We start from the raw sequence: 15,426 nt of genomic DNA on the forward strand, positions 1-15,426 counted from the left end.
AGCTCGCGGTGACAACGCTTGTAGTCAAAGTCTGATACAGATCCGGACGGAAGTACATCAGTGCCTCAAGATACGTCTGCGACGTGCCCGGTGAACAGCACGCCGGAGGTGGCGGCCGGCTGCCCCGTGACATCCGGCGGCTACGACGCCCCACCCCTGCCGCTCGGTCCTGACTCGCTGACGTGGAAGTACTTCGGCCAGTGGACGGGCCTGTTCCAGGGCACGTGGGCCGGGTCGATGCAGAACATGCACCCGCAGCTGGGCGCAGCGGTGCAGGAGCACTCCATCTTCTTCCTCGAGCGGATCCCTCGGTTGCTGCGGTCGATCTACCCGATCGGGGGAGTCGTGTTCGACGGCGACCGCGCACCGAAGACGGGCGCGGAGGTGCGCGACTACCACATCGGGATCAAGGGCGTCGACGAGCAGGGCCGGCGGTACAGCGCGCTGAACCCCGACGTCTTCTACTGGGCCCACGCGACGTTCTTCAAGTCGACCCTGCTGGCCGCCGAGAAGTTCGGCGGCGGACTCACCGAGGCTGACAAGCGCCAGTTGTTCGACGAGCACATCGCCTGGTACCGGATGTACGGGGTGAGCATGCGGCCGGTGCCCGAGAGCTGGGAGGAATTCCAGCAGTATTGGGATCACATGTGCCGCAACGTCTTAGAGAACAACTGGGCGGCGCGCGAGGTGATGGACTTGTCCACCATGCCCAAGCACCCGTCGCTGTCCTGGATTCCGGACTGGATGTGGGCGCTGAATCTGAAAGTGATGCAACGCTTTCTGACATTCATGACGGTGGCCCTCTACGACCCGCCGGTGCGCGAGCTGATGGGCTACACATGGTCACCTCGTCAGGAATGGCTGCATCGGCGCCTCTGCGACGTCATCACTCTCGCCAACAAGAAGCTGCCCAAACGCATGCTGATGCACCCGCGCAAGCGGTCGGCGGTCGACCGGGCGACAGGTCGGCTGCCCGCGGACGCGCCTCTGGTGGAGACACCCGCGCGCAATCTGCCGCCGGTCGAGTACCGCGGCCAGCCGCAGTTCTACTGCCCGAACGTGTAGAACACGCTGCCGAGGACCGCTGCAGCCCTTACTATTCGCCGGACCCTCGACAGAAAGTTGGCCGACGTGACCTGGCAAGTGGTTGCAGTGATCCTGCTGATCGTCGTCACGATCGTCGCGGTTCTGGTACGGGCCACGTCGAAGAACCCGGTCGGCCGGACACGTGCGACGCGGGTGGCGGTTGTCGCCGGAGGGCTGGCGATCCTGGTACTGATCCTCGGCTCGACGACGATCGTGTCGGCCCGGAACGTCGGTGTCGTCACGACGTTCGGCCGGCCCAGCGGCACGCTCGGCAACGGGCTGCATTTGAAGGCGCCCTGGCAGTCGGTGACCGAGATGGACGGCACCATCCAGATCGACAACCACACCGGCGAGCAGGCGACGACAGTGCGATTGGGCAACAACTCGACGGCAAACGTCGACAACAGCGTCCGATGGCGGATCCAGCCGTCCGCGGCCGACGAATTGTTCCTCGACTACCTGCAGTTCGAGAATGTCCGCGACAACCTGGTGACCCGCGAACTACGGGCGGCGCTCAACGAGGTCTTCGCCGACTTCGATCCGCTCGCGCCGGAGAACGTCGAGGGCGCCAACGTGCAGGCGTTGGGCGACGAGGTCGCCGACAAACTGCGCGCGAAGGTCGGCGGCCAGATCGAAATCCTGAACGTGATTGTGCCGCTGGTCAATTACGACCAAGCCACCCAGGACCGCATCAATGCGCTGAATGTCGAGAAGGCGAACACCAGGATCGCCGAACAACGGGCCAAGACCGCCCAGGCCGAGGCGCGCGCCAACGAAATCCTCGCGGGCTCCGTCGCCGACAATCCCAACGTGTTGGTGAGCAAGTGTCTCGACTCGGCGCGCGAGGCGGGTATCAGCCCGCTGGGCTGCTGGCCGAGCAGCGGCGTGGTGCCGACCGTGCCGACGCGGTAGATGGTGCCCCCACCAGGGCTCGAACCTGGGACCTGCGGATTAAAAGTCCGTAGCTCTACCAACTGAGCTATAGGGGCGCGAACGACAGGATACTGGGTGGCTAGTGGTGGCCTCGTTTGAGGATTGCAGTGTCGGTGCCCTAAGCTATCGAAGCTCCCAACGTCATCGCGTTGCGAGTACCCCGGAGAGATTCGGCTGGCCCCCTTCGTCTAGCGGCCTAGGACGCCGCCCTTTCAAGGCGGTAGCGCGGGTTCGAATCCCGTAGGGGGTACACGTGACGACCCGTACGATGGGACGCACGCAAGGCCCTGTGGCGCAGTTGGTTAGCGCGCCGCCCTGTCACGGCGGAGGTCGCGGGTTCGAGTCCCGTCAGGGTCGCCATCACGGCGAGGCATCCGGGTTGTGAGGCCCCTGCCTTCCGGCCAGGTAGCTCAGTTGGTACGAGCGTCCGCCTGAAAAGCGGAAGGTCGCCGGTTCGATCCCGGCCCTGGCCACAAGCACAACGGAGTCCAGTCGGATATTCAGCATCATGCCGACTTTGACGGCGCCCGGCACGTACACAACTCGCGCCGCTGATTACTCGATCACCGCCTTGTCCTAACCCCAGTAGGCGGGTGTGCGGTCATCTTCGCCTGAAGGGGAACAACGCCAACGGACCGCCGACATCCGTATTAAGAGCACCAGAGCGGAGACGTCGTCGCGGATAGGCGGGCTCGGAAGGGACGGCCTCTCACCGACCGGCTCTGTTCGACAGCCGGATCGCTGAGAACTGGTATCCAGTCGTCGCGAGGCCATCGCGGTCAAGATCGTCAACGCGACGGCGCCCCCGGTGGCACGCGACGGTGACTGCGTTGTGCCAGTTCGTCGGTGCTCACCAACTCGAGCATCGGACGGTCGGGCGCACAGAGCATTGTGACCACGAATCGGCACCGGATGTCGTCGCGGTTGTTGGCGTCCGAATAGTGGATCACGTCGCCCCCGGGCTCCCAGAATGCCTCGCCTGCCCGGAGCACTCGCGGTGTTTCGCCTTCGAGCTCGAAGAGCACTTCGCCTTCGAGGACGAAACCGAAGGCGGGTCCGCCGGGATGCCGATGCGGCGGGGCGCCTGCGCTACCTGGCGGGTAAGTGACGGTTACCGTCGTCGCGTGGGCCCGCTGCGGCAGGAGGGGAGGTGTCACCTCTTGGATGACGGTGAGTGCGCTTTCCCACTGGGCGTCGTATGCGGCGGTCATGTGTCATGTCCTTTCAGCGTCACCGATTACGCGGTGACGGCGTTGCGTTCGGTTGGAGCGAGGTGTGCGAGTTCCGCACGTAGCCGCTGCCTGCCGCGGAAGACTCTCGACATGACCGTGCCAGCCGGGATGTCGAGCAGTGCCGCGGTCTCGGCGTAGGTGTGCCCCAGCACGTCGGCGTAGTACAGCGCCATTCGGGTGCCATGGGGCAGAGATGCGAGGGCAGCGTGAAGGTCGTCGCTGGCCATCGTGTCGAGCACTTGGGCCTCGGCGGACCGGTGCCTCATCGAGGCGCGCGCTAGGTCCGCGACGCCGGCAACGTCCTCGGCGACTTCGTTTGGCCGACGTTGTCGGTAGCGGTGCCCGCTCACCCAGCGGTTGTGCATGATCCGTAACAACCAGGCTTTGAGGTTCGTCCCCGGCTCGAAAGAAGCGAATCCTGCGTATGCGTGCAGAAGGGTGTCCTGCACCAAGTCCTCGGCGTCCGCGTCGCAGGTGGTCAACCGTCGCGCCCGCCGACTCAACACGCCGACGAGGGGCACCGCATCGCGGGCAAAGCGGTCGGCGAGTCCGCGATCGGCGTCGGTCGGCGCGATCGGCGCCGACGTGGATGCGGTGACGGCTCTCAGGCCGATGCCGTGGGTCTTCATGGTTTGGTCCTTGTCGAGGCGTCGAGTTGATTGCTGCTCTCGACACTTCCGCGCCACGCGCCGTGGCGGACCCTTGACAGTCCGTAGTCGGATTCGTCAGCGCTCAGTACACGTGGTCGCGTGTACGCAGCTGGCGGCGCGAGCTGATACCCAACTTGACGAAAACTTTGCGCAGGTGCCACTCCACGGTGTGGGTGCTGATGAACAGTTGGGCGCCGATCTCCTGATTAGTCAACCCATCGCCTGCCAATTTCGCGATCTGCGCTTCCTGAGCCGTCAGCGGATCGCCCGACGTCGTCGGCTGCTTGCGGACCTTGTCGCCCGTGGCGACCAATGCGCGGCGCGCTCGCGCGGCGAAGCCGTGAGCACCCATGCCGGTGAACGATTCGTGAGCGGCGCCGAGTTGCGTGCGAGCGTCTGCCCGCCGATGGTTTCGGCGCAGCCACTCGCCGTACGAGAGCCGCGTCCGTGCGACGTGGAATCCGATATGTGCTCGTTCTAGGCCTTCGACCGCTTCGACGAAGTTTGCCTCGGTATCGCCAGCCGCGACGAGGGCACGCGCCGCAGCCGCCATGCCCAACCCCCAATCGGTGCCGCTACTGCCCGCGCGCGCCACCAGTCCTTTGAGGGCCCCTGCGGCGACCTGGCGGTCATCGAGATGCGTTGCAGCGTCGATCAATTCGAACAATGCCCAACCGTGGAACCCGAGGTCCTCGTACTCGCAGCACTCGCGTGCGGCGGCCAGCGCCTCCCTATGCCGTCCGATGCCGTTGAACAGCACCGCCGTGGTGAATCGAGCCACGCCGATCAGCCGGCCCTCACCCTTCGCGAGACCGTCCGCGGCGGCCGCCTTCAGCAGGCCGATGGCCTCGACGTCGCCGCGCCAGGCGGCCAGCGTCAGCGAGTGGTACTTCACCGGCGCTTGACCTGTTGACGCGGTCAGCTCGGTCACCTCGGCGATGAGGGTTTCGGCAGCAGCTAGTTCGCCGGTGTAGACGTGGACGCCGGCGCGGTACACGAGTGCGGGTGGGAGGGCCGCCAGGGCGCCAGCGGCGCGTGCACGTGTGACCGTTTCGGTGGCGATGTGCTGAAGCACGGCGTCGTCCCAGAGTTCATGCGCGGCGGACTCCTGGGCGATCGGATACGGCCAGTGCAGCGTCGTGGCGTCGGCGCTGGATGAATGGGTGTTCCACCGGTCCAGCGCGGCACGTAGGTGCTCGGACCCACGGCCCGGCCCGTCGAGGATCCTGGTGGTCAGGCCGCTCAACAACAGGTCGACCGGGCGGCTGGGAGCCGTGACGTCCGCGAGGGCGGCGCGGCCTGCGCGTGCAATGTCCGCCAGCTGGCCAGGCCTGCCCAACCGGCCGGCGTACATGCTTGCAGTTAATGCCTCCAGGTAGGTTTCGCGCGCCAGCTCATCATCGAGGCCGTCGAGTGCCTGGGCTGCTTCCAGCAGTCCCGCGGCCGCCTCCGTGGTGCGCAGGGCTCCGCTTTCGCCAGCGCGGCTGCGAAGGAACTCCATCTGGGCCCGCATCCTTCCCACCCGCGCGCGGTCCAGCTGCGTCAGTGGCGACATTTCTGCCAGGGCGAGCAGTTCGCGGGCCGCATCTGGCGCCGCGGCATCCCGCTTGGCCTGCGCTGCCGCGATCGCCCTCTTCCCGCGCATGCCGGCATCGGCCGTGAGTACCGCTGCCCTCTCCAGGAAGGCCGCCGCGGCGGCGACGCCGCCCCTGGACTGTGCACGACCGGCGGACGCTTCCAGTTCCGTGGCAACCGTCTCGTCGGGCCCCGCCGCGGCGAGCGCTGCGTGCCAGGCGCGTCGATCGGGGTCGGCGTCCGGATCGGTGGCGGCCGCCAGAGTGGCGTGTATGGCTCGGCGCTCGTCCAAGTCGGCGGCGCGGTAGGCGGCTGATCGCATCAACGGGTGGGCGAAGCGTAGCCGGGGACCGAGCTCCACGATGCCTTCGGCCTCCGCCGCTGCGAGCGCGTCGACCGGGATGCCCAACCGGGCGGCTGCACGCAAGAACAGCGCCGAATTGCCCACCGGCTCAGCAGCGGCGAGAAGCAGCAGCCTTCGGGTAGCGGTCGGTAGCGCGCGCACGCGGTCGGTGAAGCCACGCTCGATGGCGGCTGGCGACGAGCGCTTGCCCGAGATCCAGAACCCGCCGGCAAGCTCTGCCGCCGAGACACTGCGCGGCACGTCGAGGATCGCCAGCGGAACACCGCGAGTCTCGGCGACGATTCGGTCACGCACCAGCGGGTCCAGAGCAGCGATCGTGACCGAATCCAACAACGCCCTGGCCTCATCCTCGGACAGACCCTTGACGACCAGCTCTGGCAGACCAGTCAGCCCGTCGGGTCGCTCGCGCACCGCGAAGAGGAACGCTGCCGGCTCGGCTACCAGCCGTCGCGCGACGAAGCCCAGAATCTGCACCGACACCTCGTCGAGCCAGTGGGCGTCGTCAATGACGCAGAGAAGCGGCCCGTCTGTGGTGGCAGCCGACACAAGGCTGAGCACCGCCAAGCCGACCAGAAAACGGTCTGGCGTTGGACCCGTGCCGCGTCCGAACGCGACGTGCAGCGCGTCGCGCTGAGGTGCGGGTAACTGGTCGGCGAAGCCGATGATGGGCGAACACAACTGCTGGAGGCCCGCGAAGGCTAGTTCCATCTCGGACTCGATGCCGGACACCTGCGACACCCGAAAGTCGTCGGCCGCCTCGACGACGCACTCGAGCAATGCCGTCTTTCCGACGCCCGCCTCTCCCCGCAGAACAAGCGCCCGACCGGCACCGGATCTGGCATCGGCGATCAGGTTGCGCAACACGGCGGTTTCAGTTGCACGACCGCGCAGGCGTTGCACCGGACCCTGTATCGCCATGTCCCACCGCCGTCCCGAAGTCTCGGGACTACCGTACCGACGGTCGGCCTCCCACCGAGGATGTCAGCAGTGACGAGCTGACTCAGCCGGTGGCCGCGGAGGCGATGAGCCAGTCTTCGAAATGCCGCGTCCCAAGCCAGGCCCCTTCTGCGGGCACTAAGACGTCCTCGGCGATTGCGGTGCCCCAATACGTGGCCGTGGAATCCGAGACGACGGCGCGGGGGTCGCCATCCGCGGTAAGTGCGGTGCGCACGAGCTCGGGCATCCGATACCGCTGTGGGCCAGCGGCTTCCACGATTCCTCTGGTTGGTGGGCCGACGGCGACCGATGCCACGAACTCGGCGACATCGGCGGCTGCGATGGGCTGGATGAACGCGGGCGGCAGCCGCACTGACCCGTCGACGGTCGCGGAATCTGCGATGGTCGCGACGAACTCGAAGAACTGAGTGGCGTGCACGATCGAGTGAGGTATCGCACCCGTCGCGAGAAGTTGCTCCTGCATCAGCTTCGCCGCGAAGTAGCCGCTTCGTTCTGCTAGCTGGGCCGTGCCTACCACCGACAAGGCGACGTGGTGGCTGACTCCGGCGGCAGCTTCGGCAGCCAGCAGGTTGGTGGTGGATGCCTCGAAGAACGCTCGCGCGGAGTCGTCGAGGACGGGTGAGTTCGACACGTCGACAACGGTCGAGGCACCGTCGAGCACGTCCGCCAAACCCCGTCCGGACACCGTGTCGACACCGGTACTCGGGGCCGCAGCGATCGCTTGGTGACCGCGATCGATCAAGTGCCGCACCACGATCGAGCCCACCCGGCCGGTTCCACCTACGACAACGATCTTCACGTCGCGCTCCTTTCAAGCTGTTGATGTCCTTTACTCCAGGGAACGACATGTGCCTCGGGGATTCATCCATGGATGACCCGGGTGACTGAGCGGCGTTCCGCCGGTTGGCGGCCCGATCCGAGGCCGTCGTCGGATTGATAGTTGAACGGGAGAAGGTCATGAGCGTCGTCGACGAATCACGCTCCGTGCAGGTAGTGCCCGACGAGTTGGTCCCGTCGCGTTACGCGGTTCGGGTAGGTGACATCGAGGTGCTGATCATCAGCGACGGGGTCCTACCCATCACCGCCAAGACGATGGCGACCAACGCCGACAAAACAGAGTTTGGGCAATGGCTCGACGAGAGGTTTCTGCCACACGAAGTACTCGACTGGCCGTTGAATGTCGTCGTGGTGCGAGCTGGTGACAGGACGATCCTCGTCGATGCCGGCCTCGGTGTGGAGTTCCCGGACTTCCCGCGCGCAGGGCAGACGGTCCACCGGCTCGAGGCCGCCGGCATCGATCCGTCGGCCGTCACCGACGTGGTGCTCACCCACATGCACATGGATCACGTGGGCGGGTTGCTGACTCGTGGCTTGAAGGAGCGACTCCGCCCCGACCTCCGAATCCACGCAGCTTCCAGGGAGGCCGAGTTCTGGGAGGCGCCCGATTTCTCGCAGACCGACATGCCCGCGCCCGTGCCGGATGCCTTGCGGTCGATCGCCGCACGCTTCCTGGCCGAATACCGAGGCCAGCTGCGCACGTTCGAGACCGACTACGAGGTGGCACCGGGTGTGCTCGTCACCCGCACCGGTGGTCACACTCCAGGCCACAGCGTCGTGAAAGTGGCCTCGGGTGGTGAGCGACTGACATTCGCGGGCGACGCGGTTTTCGCGCCAGGTTTCGACAACCCGAACTGGCAGAACGGCTTCGAACACGACCCAGCGGAAGCGGCTCGGGTGCGTGTCGAGCTGCTGCGCGAGCTGGCATCGACCGGTGAGTCTCTGGTGGCCACCCACTTGCCGTTCCCGTCGGTGTGTCGTGTGGCGCTGGCAGGTAACGCGTTCCGGTGCGTCCCTTCCGCGTGGGACTACTGATCGCGAGGACGCCGCCGTACGGGTTCGCGGGTGGGGCGGCGGTCCGTGAGGACGGACAGGGCGGTGGGGCGAACATTTCTACCGCCACTGTCGATGTAGTTGAGGTACCGATGCACGTTGTGGGCACCCCACGCGGACGCCATCACCTTTTGCCTTCTTCGGTACCACCACGTACCGTACGTCGGTACCTCGGTGTACCGAGGGCTCCAGGAAGGTGGCTTCATGGCCGAAGCGACGACGGACCCGGTGCGGCTTCCGCCCGGCCCCCGGCTCCCCAAGGCGGCAGTCGGACTGGCTTTCCTCACCGTGCGCCACCGTGCGCTCACCGCGATCGGCCGCAGGTACGGCGGTGCATTCACCGTCGAGTTGCCGGTCTTCGGTCCAGCTCTCGTGATCAGCGAACGAAGCCTCGTCAAGGATCTGTTCACCACGAACAGCGACCTGGTCGCCCGAGCCTCCAATCTGGGGCAGGTGCTGGGACCGGGGTCCACGTTCAGCCTCGACGGCGCCGAGCATCGGGAACGACGCAAGCTGCTCGTGCCGCCGTTTCACGGCAAGCGCATGGCCGGTTACGAGGCGATCGTCGAAGAAGAGGTCCTGCGCGAGGTCGCCACCTGGCCAGAAGGCCGCGAGTTCGAAACGCTGCCCTCGATGATGCGCATCACGCTCAACGCGATCCTGCGCACCGTCTTCGGCGCGGAGGGCGCCGCGCTGGACGAACTTCGCGAACTACTGCCACCGATGGTCCCGCTCGCCTCCCGGATGGCCGTGCTGCCCAAGGTCCTTCGGCGTGACCTAGGGCCGTGGAGCCCGTGGGGCCGCGTGACGCGGGCGCGGCGGCGTTACGACGAGATCATCGCCGGCCTCATCTCCGACGCCCGTGCCGACCCAGAGTTCGAGCAGCGTACCGACGTCCTTGCTCTGCTGCTACACGCCCGATACGAGGACGGCTCGCCGATCTCCGACGGCCACATCGCCGACGAACTGCTCACCCTCCTTGCCGCCGGTCACGAGACGACCGCGACCACGTTGGCCTGGGCGATCGAACGCCTGCGCAGGCACCCGCGCCTGCTGTCCCGGCTGACCGCCGAGGTCGACGCGGGCGGGACCGAGCTGACGCAGGCCACGGTCTGGGAGGTGCAGCGCACCCGGCCGGTGATCGAGGCGACCCTACGTGTCACGCGAGACCGTATCCGGTTGGGCGAGTGGGTGGTTCCGCAACGCCATACGATCATCGTCAGCATCGGCATGTCGCACGCGTCGCCGCAGAACTTCACCGACCCGGGCACATTCAATCCCGACCGGTTCCTCGGCGCCAATCCGGACACCCACACGTGGATTCCCTACGGCGGCGGCATCCGCCGCTGTATCGGCGCGGCATTCGCGAACATGGAGATGAACGTGACGCTACGAACTCTGCTGCGCGAGTTCGAGTTCGGCACGACGTATGCCCGCGGCGAGCGCCGGCATTCCCGCGGCGTCGCGACAGCGCCCGCGCGCGGCGGACGCGCCATCGTGTTCCGTCGGCCCAAGGCCGCGCAGAAGGCGGCCACCAGCGAGTCGGAGAGGGTGTCGGCATGACAGACCAGGAGACCATCGTCGACGTTGGGCGCGGCATCGAGTTGTGCTACCGGCAGACCGGTGACCCGTCCGGCGCCCCTGTGCTCCTCATCGCCGGGCTGGGGCAGCAGTTGCATTCGTGGCCAGACGATTTCGTCGCCGCCCTGGTCGCGCGCGGCTTCCTGGTGACGCGCTTCGACAACCGCGACGCCGGCCGGTCGACGCACATCAGACAGCGGCCGCCCAACCCCGTCGCGATGTTTCGCGGCCGCAACTCCTACCACCTGGGCGACATGGCACGCGACACCGTCGGGCTGATGGACGCGCTCGGCCACGACGACGCCCACCTTGTCGGCATCTCGATGGGCGGCATGATCGCCCAGACCGTCGCCGCACACCACCCGGGCCGCGTTCGCACTCTGACGTCGATCATGTCGACGACCGGCGCGCGCCGACTCGGCAGGCCCGCGGTGTCGACCTGGCGTCGCATGCTGACCGCACGACCGCCCCGCACCCGCGCCGAGGCGATGGACAACGCGGTGAACATGTTCCGCCACATCGGTTCGCACGGTTATCCCTTCGACGAGCGGGCGGTCCGTGAGGCGGCGGCCATCGCGTGGGACCGCGATCCGACCAACGGCGGTATCGTGCGCCAGCTGGCCGGCATCTTCGCCTCCGGCGACCGGTCCGCCGAACTCGCCCACATCGACGTGCCGACCCTGGTCATCCACGGAGACCGGGACCGCATGGTCAACCCGACCGGCGGGGCGGCCACCGCCAAGGCGATACCCGGCGCACGCCTGGAAACCATCACCGGCCTCGGTCACGACCTACCCACCGGCGCATGGGACCGCGTCATAGACCTCGTCACCGACCACGCAACACTGAAGGAGCGAGCATGAGCAAGCAGCGCAGGACGATCAGCGGCCGCACCGCAGTCATCACCGGAGCGGCATCCGGCATCGGACGCGCTCTGGCCCAACGGCTTTCCGCGCACAGCTGCCCGGTCGCCATCGCCGACGTCGACGAGCAGGGCCTCAAGGAGACCGAGGCCTCGCTGCACGGCCCGACATTGCTGCGGGTGCTCGACGTGCGCGACGCCGAGGCGCAACTCGACTTTGCCGGCGAGGTCCGCGAGTGGGCGCCGCAGCCGATCGGCGCGGTGTTCAACAACGCGGGCGTCGCAGTCGCCTCGCGCGTGCTCGACGCGGTCGTCGAGGACGATGCCTGGTTGTGGGACATCAACTTCGGTGGTGTCGTCAACGGCACGAGGGCGTTCCTGCCTATTCTCGTCGAGCAGGACGAGGGCGTCATCGTCAACACCTCCAGCGTCTTCGGCCTTGTCGGCATGCCTACCCAGAGCGCTTACTGCGCAGCCAAATTCGCAGTCCGCGGCTTCACCGACTCGTTGCGCCAGGAATTGCGCGGAACCGGCGTGTCGGCGGTCAACGTGCACCCCGGCGGCATCAACACCAACATCGTCCGCAACGCCCGCTACCGCAAGGATCCCGACGGTCGCGGCCGCACCCAGGAACAGATGGCCCAGGAGTTCGCGGCGATTACGATGACCCAGCCCGACAAGGCCGCGGCGATCATCCACCGCGGCGTGGAAGCCGGAAAGGTCCGCATCCTCGTGGGCCCGGACGCCTACCTCTTCGATACCCTCGGGCGGATCGCGCCGACGCGCTACTACGACGTCCTCGGAGGGCTGCAGTCGTTCCTGCGCAAGCGCGCGAGCCGCTAGGCGGTTCGGATGGCGCGGTCGAGCAGGCCCGCGTCGTGCGCGCAGAACAGGAACAGGTCGGGCTCGCCGCGCCGGTACAGCTCTGTGAGGCGCGCATGGTTTTCCGTGACCTTCTTGCGGTCGAACGCCGCGAACTTCTCGAAAACGCGAAGCAGCCTGGGAACTCGGCCTTCGCCGTCGATGGTGCCCGGATGATAGTAGGCGTCCCCGCAATGCAGTAGCCAGCGGTTGCCGGCGTCGACGGCGACACAGGCATGGCCGCGGGTGTGGCCGGGCAGGGACACCAATACGATTCCGGTTGATATCTCGGTCAATTCCTTGGCGGCGGCGAAACCGCGCCACCGTTCGCCGTCGGGACTGTGTTCGACGATCTTCGGCCCGTGTGCCCACTGCGCGGGCCGGAACCGGAACTTTTCCTCGCGGCTCGGCGCTCGCATCGCTCCGAGCGCTTCGGCTGCGGTGCAATGGATCTTCGCCTCGGGAAAGTCCGAAATCCCGCCGATGTGGTCGACGTCGAAATGCGTGACGACGATGTGCCGGACGTCCTCGCGGCGAAAACCCAACCGCTGCACCTGCTTCACGGCGGACTGGTCGGGGTCGAGGACAGGGCGGGTGATCCAGCGGGTCGGGCCGATGCGCGCTGCCGGAGCGGCGCAGTCGTCGAGCCCGTACCCGCTGTCGACGAGCACCAGGCCGTTGTCCGTCTCGACGAGCAGCACATGGCAGACCAGTGGCGGGACGACTTTCGGATGCATGGACCCGCAGTTGAGATGGTGGACCTTCATGCGGTGTCACCGGCGAGCAGCTCCGCGCGGCCGATCTGGCTGACCAGACTGGCCGAGTCGAAGTAGATCCGCTCGTTGACGATCCGGTCGTCTTCGAAGAAGAAGATCGCGGCGACCGGAACCCGAAACGCCCTACCGGTCGGCGGTAATCCGTAGAACTCGCCGAGATTCGTTCCCAGCAGATCGAATTCGACGATCACCGCATCGTCGGACACGTGGAAGCGGACGTTGTCGTGGCGTTGATCCGGAAACGCGGTGCGCGTGGTCCGGTAGTAGGCCATCACCTCGTCGTCACCGTCGAACACCTGGCCGGTGGCCATGATCTCGTAGTGCGGACGGCCCCCCGACTCGTTCTTGAACGTGGCCAGGGTGGCGTCGAACTCCTTGGTGACCTCGGTGTCCATGTGCACCCGGATCACGTCGAGCCGGCGTTGCCGCAGCGCGTCGCTGATCATGCACGCACTGTACGGCCGCGCGGGCCGTCAGGCCGCAGATTGGACCGGCGCCTCCACGTGCTGGTGCCGACGCTGCCGCTCGAGCGTTGCGAAGTAGAAGGCAAAAGCGAACACGCAACTGGTGAACAGGCTGGAAACGAAGAACAGCCACGGTCGACGGATTCCGCGTCGGCGCCCATCGACGATCGTGAACAGTGGCAGCAGGATCACGTTGATGATCGTGTAGTCGAGCACCTGCGAACTCGATGCCGGATTGGCGTATCCCAGCGCGATGAACTCTGACCAGTTGGGCTGACCGATCGTCGGGTTGGGCGCGAATTCGTACACATAGCGAATGTTGAAGTACCAGCACAGCGGAAGCGATGCGATACCGATAGCCCAGTAGGCGGTTTCCAGGGCCGAAAGCTTCGGACCCGTCGGGACTCGCGTGAATATCGCCGGATTCGATCTGATGACGAATGCGATGACCACGATGCCGAGGACCGCGTGGACGATGAGGGACACCATAGCGGGAGTCTGGCCACTGACCGAAGTTTTGTCAATGTTGACATAACATCGCGCTTCCGGTCGGGTACCTTCGTGCACATGCCACGGCCAGCGCAAACCGCACGCAGCGAGCGCACCCGCGAGGCGCTGCGGCGAGCCGCGGTCGTCCGGTTCCTGGCCCAGGGGGTCGAGGACACCTCTGCCGAACAGATCGCCGCGGACGCCGGCGTCACGCTTCGGACCTTCTACCGGCATTTCGCGTCCAAGCACGATCTGCTCTTCGCTGACTACGCCGGCTTGGAGTGGTTCCGGGAGGCGCTGGCGGCCCGAAACCCCGAAGAGTCGATCATCGAGTCGGTGCATTCGGCGATCATGGCTCGCCCGTATGACGATTGGGCCGTCGCGCAGACCGCTGCACTGCGCGCCCAGGAACTTGAGCCCGGCCGGGTCGTGCGGCATATCCGCCAGGTCGAAGCCGACTTCGCCGAGGCCATCGGTGAGCACCTGACGGCGAACCTGGCGCCGGGCGCCGGAAGTCAGCAGCGGATGCGGATCGCCGTGACCGCACGTTGCATCGCGGCCGCGGTGTTCGGCGCGATGGAGATGTGGATGCTCGGCGAGCAGCGGTCGCTGCCGGAGCTGTCCCGGCTCACACGCGAGGCGCTCGACATCCTCGCCGCCGGTATCGATTGACCAAGTTTCGTCATCATTGACAAAACTACGCACCCCGTGCCAGCCTCAGCCGATGAGCGACTTCGACGCGATCGTCATCGGCGCCGGCCACAACGGGTTGACCGCCGCCACCCTGCTGCAGAGACACGGACTGAACACCGTCTGCCTGGACGCCAAGCTCTATGCCGGCGGCATGGCCTCCACGGTTGAACTGTTCGACGGCTTCAGGTTCGAGATCGCGGGTTCGGTGCAGATCCCCACCTCTGCGGTCGTCAGCCGTGAACTCGGACTAGACGCGCTGCCCACCGTCGACCTCGACGTGATGTCGGTGTCACTGCGCGGCGTCGGCGACGAACCGCTGGTCTATTACACCGACCCGATGAAGTTGCTCGCCCACATCAACGAAGTGCACGGCGCCGAAGCGGTGAACGGGATGGCCGGCCTGATGGCCTGGTGCCAGGCGCCGACCCGCGCGCTCGGCCGGTTCGACGCGGGCCGGCCGCCGAAGACGCTCGACGAGACGTACGCCTGTGCCACAACGGAATTCGAACGCGCCGCGATCACCGACCTGCTGTTCGGCTCGGTGACCGACGTGCTGGACCGCTTCCTGCCCGACAAGGAGAAGCACGGCGCGCTGCGCGGCATGCTGTCACTGCTGGCGTGCAACACCACCTACCGGGGGCCGGCGACGCCGGGCACCGCGGCGGCGCTCGCGTACGGCTTCGCCGTTCCCGACGAGAACGCGCTGCTGGTCAAGAAACTTCGCGGCGGGATCGGCGCGCTGACCTCCCACCTCTGCGACGTGTTCACCGACGCCGGTGGCGAACTGCGGCTGCGGAGCAAGGTCGTCGAGGTCTGCGTCGCCGACGGGCGGGTGAACGGAGTGCGCCTCGAGGACGGCACCGATCCCACGTCGATGAGTCCGTTGACCGTCAGGTCGGGCGCGATGCCGGAGACGACTACCGGCGCGCTCAGCGGGGTGCCGTCCTCGAGGCGCACTCCGTTCACCCGCCCGTCGGCGACGCAGACCTCGACGACCTTGCTCCGCAGCCGCA

The 15,426-nt window shown here is 66.8% G+C and carries 15 protein-coding genes and 4 tRNA genes; 11 read left to right on the forward strand and 8 right to left on the reverse strand.

The genetic code is table 11. The features are described from left to right. Positions 1–60 precede the first annotated feature (60 nt). Entirely contained in the window at positions 61–1,065 is a 1,005-nt protein-coding gene (locus A5663_RS12480; RefSeq protein ID WP_068148932.1) for an oxygenase MpaB family protein, read from the forward strand. Positions 1,066–1,131: 66 nt separating this feature from the next. After that, a complete protein-coding gene (locus tag A5663_RS12485; RefSeq protein WP_068148937.1) occupies positions 1,132–1,998 on the forward strand; it encodes an SPFH domain-containing protein in 867 nt (288 codons plus the stop codon). Between the two features lies 1 nt (position 1,999). Here A5663_RS12485 and A5663_RS12490 read toward each other — a convergent pair. Then, positions 2,000–2,075: transfer RNA gene (locus tag A5663_RS12490), tRNA-Lys, on the reverse strand. 121 nt (positions 2,076–2,196) lie between these two features. On the opposite strand from A5663_RS12490, the gene A5663_RS12495 reads away from it, so the two are divergent. The 3 genes from A5663_RS12495 (at position 2,197) to A5663_RS12505 (ending at position 2,492) form a co-directional block, all read left to right on the forward strand. After that, a tRNA-Glu gene (locus A5663_RS12495) sits at positions 2,197–2,269 on the forward strand. A 33-nt stretch (positions 2,270–2,302) separates the two neighbouring features. Next, positions 2,303–2,379, forward strand: a tRNA-Asp gene (locus tag A5663_RS12500). Between the two features lie 39 nt (positions 2,380–2,418). Beyond that, positions 2,419–2,492, forward strand: a tRNA-Phe gene (locus A5663_RS12505). Positions 2,493–2,807: 315 nt separating this feature from the next. Here the strand turns inward: A5663_RS12505 and A5663_RS12510 are convergent. From A5663_RS12510 to A5663_RS12525, 4 genes are all read right to left on the reverse strand, one after another. Next, the gene (locus A5663_RS12510) at positions 2,808–3,230 is read right to left on the reverse strand and encodes a cupin domain-containing protein (protein ID WP_068148939.1); all 423 of its coding nucleotides are present in this window, start codon (positions 3,228–3,230) and stop codon (positions 2,808–2,810) included. A gap of 26 nt (positions 3,231–3,256) precedes the next feature. Continuing rightward, positions 3,257–3,880: a sigma-70 family RNA polymerase sigma factor gene (locus tag A5663_RS12515; protein ID WP_082974091.1), complete on the reverse strand. Its 624-nt coding sequence runs from the start codon at positions 3,878–3,880 to the stop codon at positions 3,257–3,259. A 103-nt stretch (positions 3,881–3,983) separates the two neighbouring features. Next, positions 3,984–6,758 carry a LuxR family transcriptional regulator gene (locus A5663_RS12520; RefSeq protein ID WP_068148941.1) on the reverse strand — a complete coding sequence of 925 codons (2,775 nt, stop codon included), beginning with the start codon at positions 6,756–6,758 and terminating at the stop codon, positions 3,984–3,986. A gap of 82 nt (positions 6,759–6,840) precedes the next feature. Then, positions 6,841–7,596: an SDR family oxidoreductase gene (locus A5663_RS12525; protein WP_068148943.1), complete on the reverse strand. Its 756-nt coding sequence runs from the start codon at positions 7,594–7,596 to the stop codon at positions 6,841–6,843. Between the two features lie 158 nt (positions 7,597–7,754). Here A5663_RS12525 and A5663_RS12530 point away from each other — a divergent pair, with 158 nt between their 5' ends. The 4 genes from A5663_RS12530 (at position 7,755) to A5663_RS12545 (ending at position 11,973) form a co-directional block, all read left to right on the forward strand. Then, entirely contained in the window at positions 7,755–8,669 is a 915-nt protein-coding gene (locus tag A5663_RS12530; protein ID WP_068148945.1) for an MBL fold metallo-hydrolase, read from the forward strand. A gap of 222 nt (positions 8,670–8,891) precedes the next feature. Beyond that, the gene (locus A5663_RS12535) at positions 8,892–10,250 is read left to right on the forward strand and encodes a cytochrome P450 (protein ID WP_068148947.1); all 1,359 of its coding nucleotides are present in this window, start codon (positions 8,892–8,894) and stop codon (positions 10,248–10,250) included. Next, the gene (locus A5663_RS12540) at positions 10,247–11,131 is read left to right on the forward strand and encodes an alpha/beta fold hydrolase (protein ID WP_068148949.1); all 885 of its coding nucleotides are present in this window, start codon (positions 10,247–10,249) and stop codon (positions 11,129–11,131) included. Before A5663_RS12535 ends, A5663_RS12540 begins: the two co-directional genes overlap by 4 nt. Next, the gene (locus tag A5663_RS12545; RefSeq protein WP_068148953.1) at positions 11,128–11,973 is read left to right on the forward strand and encodes an SDR family oxidoreductase; all 846 of its coding nucleotides are present in this window, start codon (positions 11,128–11,130) and stop codon (positions 11,971–11,973) included. The genes A5663_RS12540 and A5663_RS12545 overlap by 4 nt, the downstream gene beginning before the upstream one ends. Here A5663_RS12545 and A5663_RS12550 read toward each other — a convergent pair. Genes A5663_RS12550 through A5663_RS12560 form a run of 3 tightly spaced genes read right to left on the reverse strand, consistent with a single transcriptional unit; the run spans position 11,970 to position 13,720 of the window. Then, the gene (locus A5663_RS12550) at positions 11,970–12,758 is read right to left on the reverse strand and encodes an MBL fold metallo-hydrolase (protein ID WP_068148956.1); all 789 of its coding nucleotides are present in this window, start codon (positions 12,756–12,758) and stop codon (positions 11,970–11,972) included. The genes A5663_RS12545 and A5663_RS12550 overlap by 4 nt on opposite strands. Next, positions 12,755–13,213, reverse strand: a complete 459-nt coding sequence (locus tag A5663_RS12555; RefSeq protein WP_068148959.1) for an ester cyclase — start codon at positions 13,211–13,213, stop codon at positions 12,755–12,757. The genes A5663_RS12550 and A5663_RS12555 overlap by 4 nt, the downstream gene beginning before the upstream one ends. Before the next feature lie 27 nt (positions 13,214–13,240). Beyond that, on the reverse strand, positions 13,241–13,720 hold the full coding sequence (locus tag A5663_RS12560; RefSeq protein WP_068148961.1) for a DUF2834 domain-containing protein: 480 nt from the start codon (positions 13,718–13,720) through the stop codon (positions 13,241–13,243). Positions 13,721–13,798: 78 nt separating this feature from the next. Between A5663_RS12560 and A5663_RS12565 the strand changes: the two genes are divergently transcribed. Together A5663_RS12565 and A5663_RS12570 are read left to right on the forward strand one after the other, a co-directional pair. Further along, on the forward strand, positions 13,799–14,392 hold the full coding sequence (locus tag A5663_RS12565) for a TetR/AcrR family transcriptional regulator (RefSeq protein WP_068148977.1): 594 nt from the start codon (positions 13,799–13,801) through the stop codon (positions 14,390–14,392). Positions 14,393–14,444: 52 nt separating this feature from the next. Next, positions 14,445–15,426 (forward strand): NAD(P)/FAD-dependent oxidoreductase (locus tag A5663_RS12570; protein ID WP_156744457.1); only part of this gene is annotated, 982 nt, incomplete at its 3' end.

It is taken from the genome of Mycobacterium sp. E740, from assembly GCF_001672895.1.
GTDB lineage: Bacteria > Actinomycetota > Actinomycetes > Mycobacteriales > Mycobacteriaceae > Mycobacterium.

What these genes read in the sequence shown, in the direction of transcription:
- A5663_RS12545 (WP_068148953.1), top strand. Translation starts at nt 11,128, where the DNA reads ATGAGCAAGCAGCGCAGGACGATCAGCGGCCGCACCGCAGTCATCACC.
- A5663_RS12515 (WP_082974091.1), bottom strand. Translation starts at nt 3,880, where the DNA reads ATGAAGACCCACGGCATCGGCCTGAGAGCCGTCACCGCATCCACGTCG.
- A5663_RS12560 (WP_068148961.1), bottom strand. Translation starts at nt 13,720, where the DNA reads ATGGTGTCCCTCATCGTCCACGCGGTCCTCGGCATCGTGGTCATCGCA.
- A5663_RS12550 (WP_068148956.1), bottom strand. Translation starts at nt 12,758, where the DNA reads ATGAAGGTCCACCATCTCAACTGCGGGTCCATGCATCCGAAAGTCGTC.
- A5663_RS12520 (WP_068148941.1), bottom strand. Translation starts at nt 6,758, where the DNA reads ATGGCGATACAGGGTCCGGTGCAACGCCTGCGCGGTCGTGCAACTGAA.
- A5663_RS12510 (WP_068148939.1), bottom strand. Translation starts at nt 3,230, where the DNA reads ATGACCGCCGCATACGACGCCCAGTGGGAAAGCGCACTCACCGTCATC.
- A5663_RS12535 (WP_068148947.1), top strand. Translation starts at nt 8,892, where the DNA reads ATGGCCGAAGCGACGACGGACCCGGTGCGGCTTCCGCCCGGCCCCCGG.
- A5663_RS12555 (WP_068148959.1), bottom strand. Translation starts at nt 13,213, where the DNA reads ATGATCAGCGACGCGCTGCGGCAACGCCGGCTCGACGTGATCCGGGTG.
- A5663_RS12530 (WP_068148945.1), top strand. Translation starts at nt 7,755, where the DNA reads ATGAGCGTCGTCGACGAATCACGCTCCGTGCAGGTAGTGCCCGACGAG.
- A5663_RS12540 (WP_068148949.1), top strand. Translation starts at nt 10,247, where the DNA reads ATGACAGACCAGGAGACCATCGTCGACGTTGGGCGCGGCATCGAGTTG.
- A5663_RS12565 (WP_068148977.1), top strand. Translation starts at nt 13,799, where the DNA reads ATGCCACGGCCAGCGCAAACCGCACGCAGCGAGCGCACCCGCGAGGCG.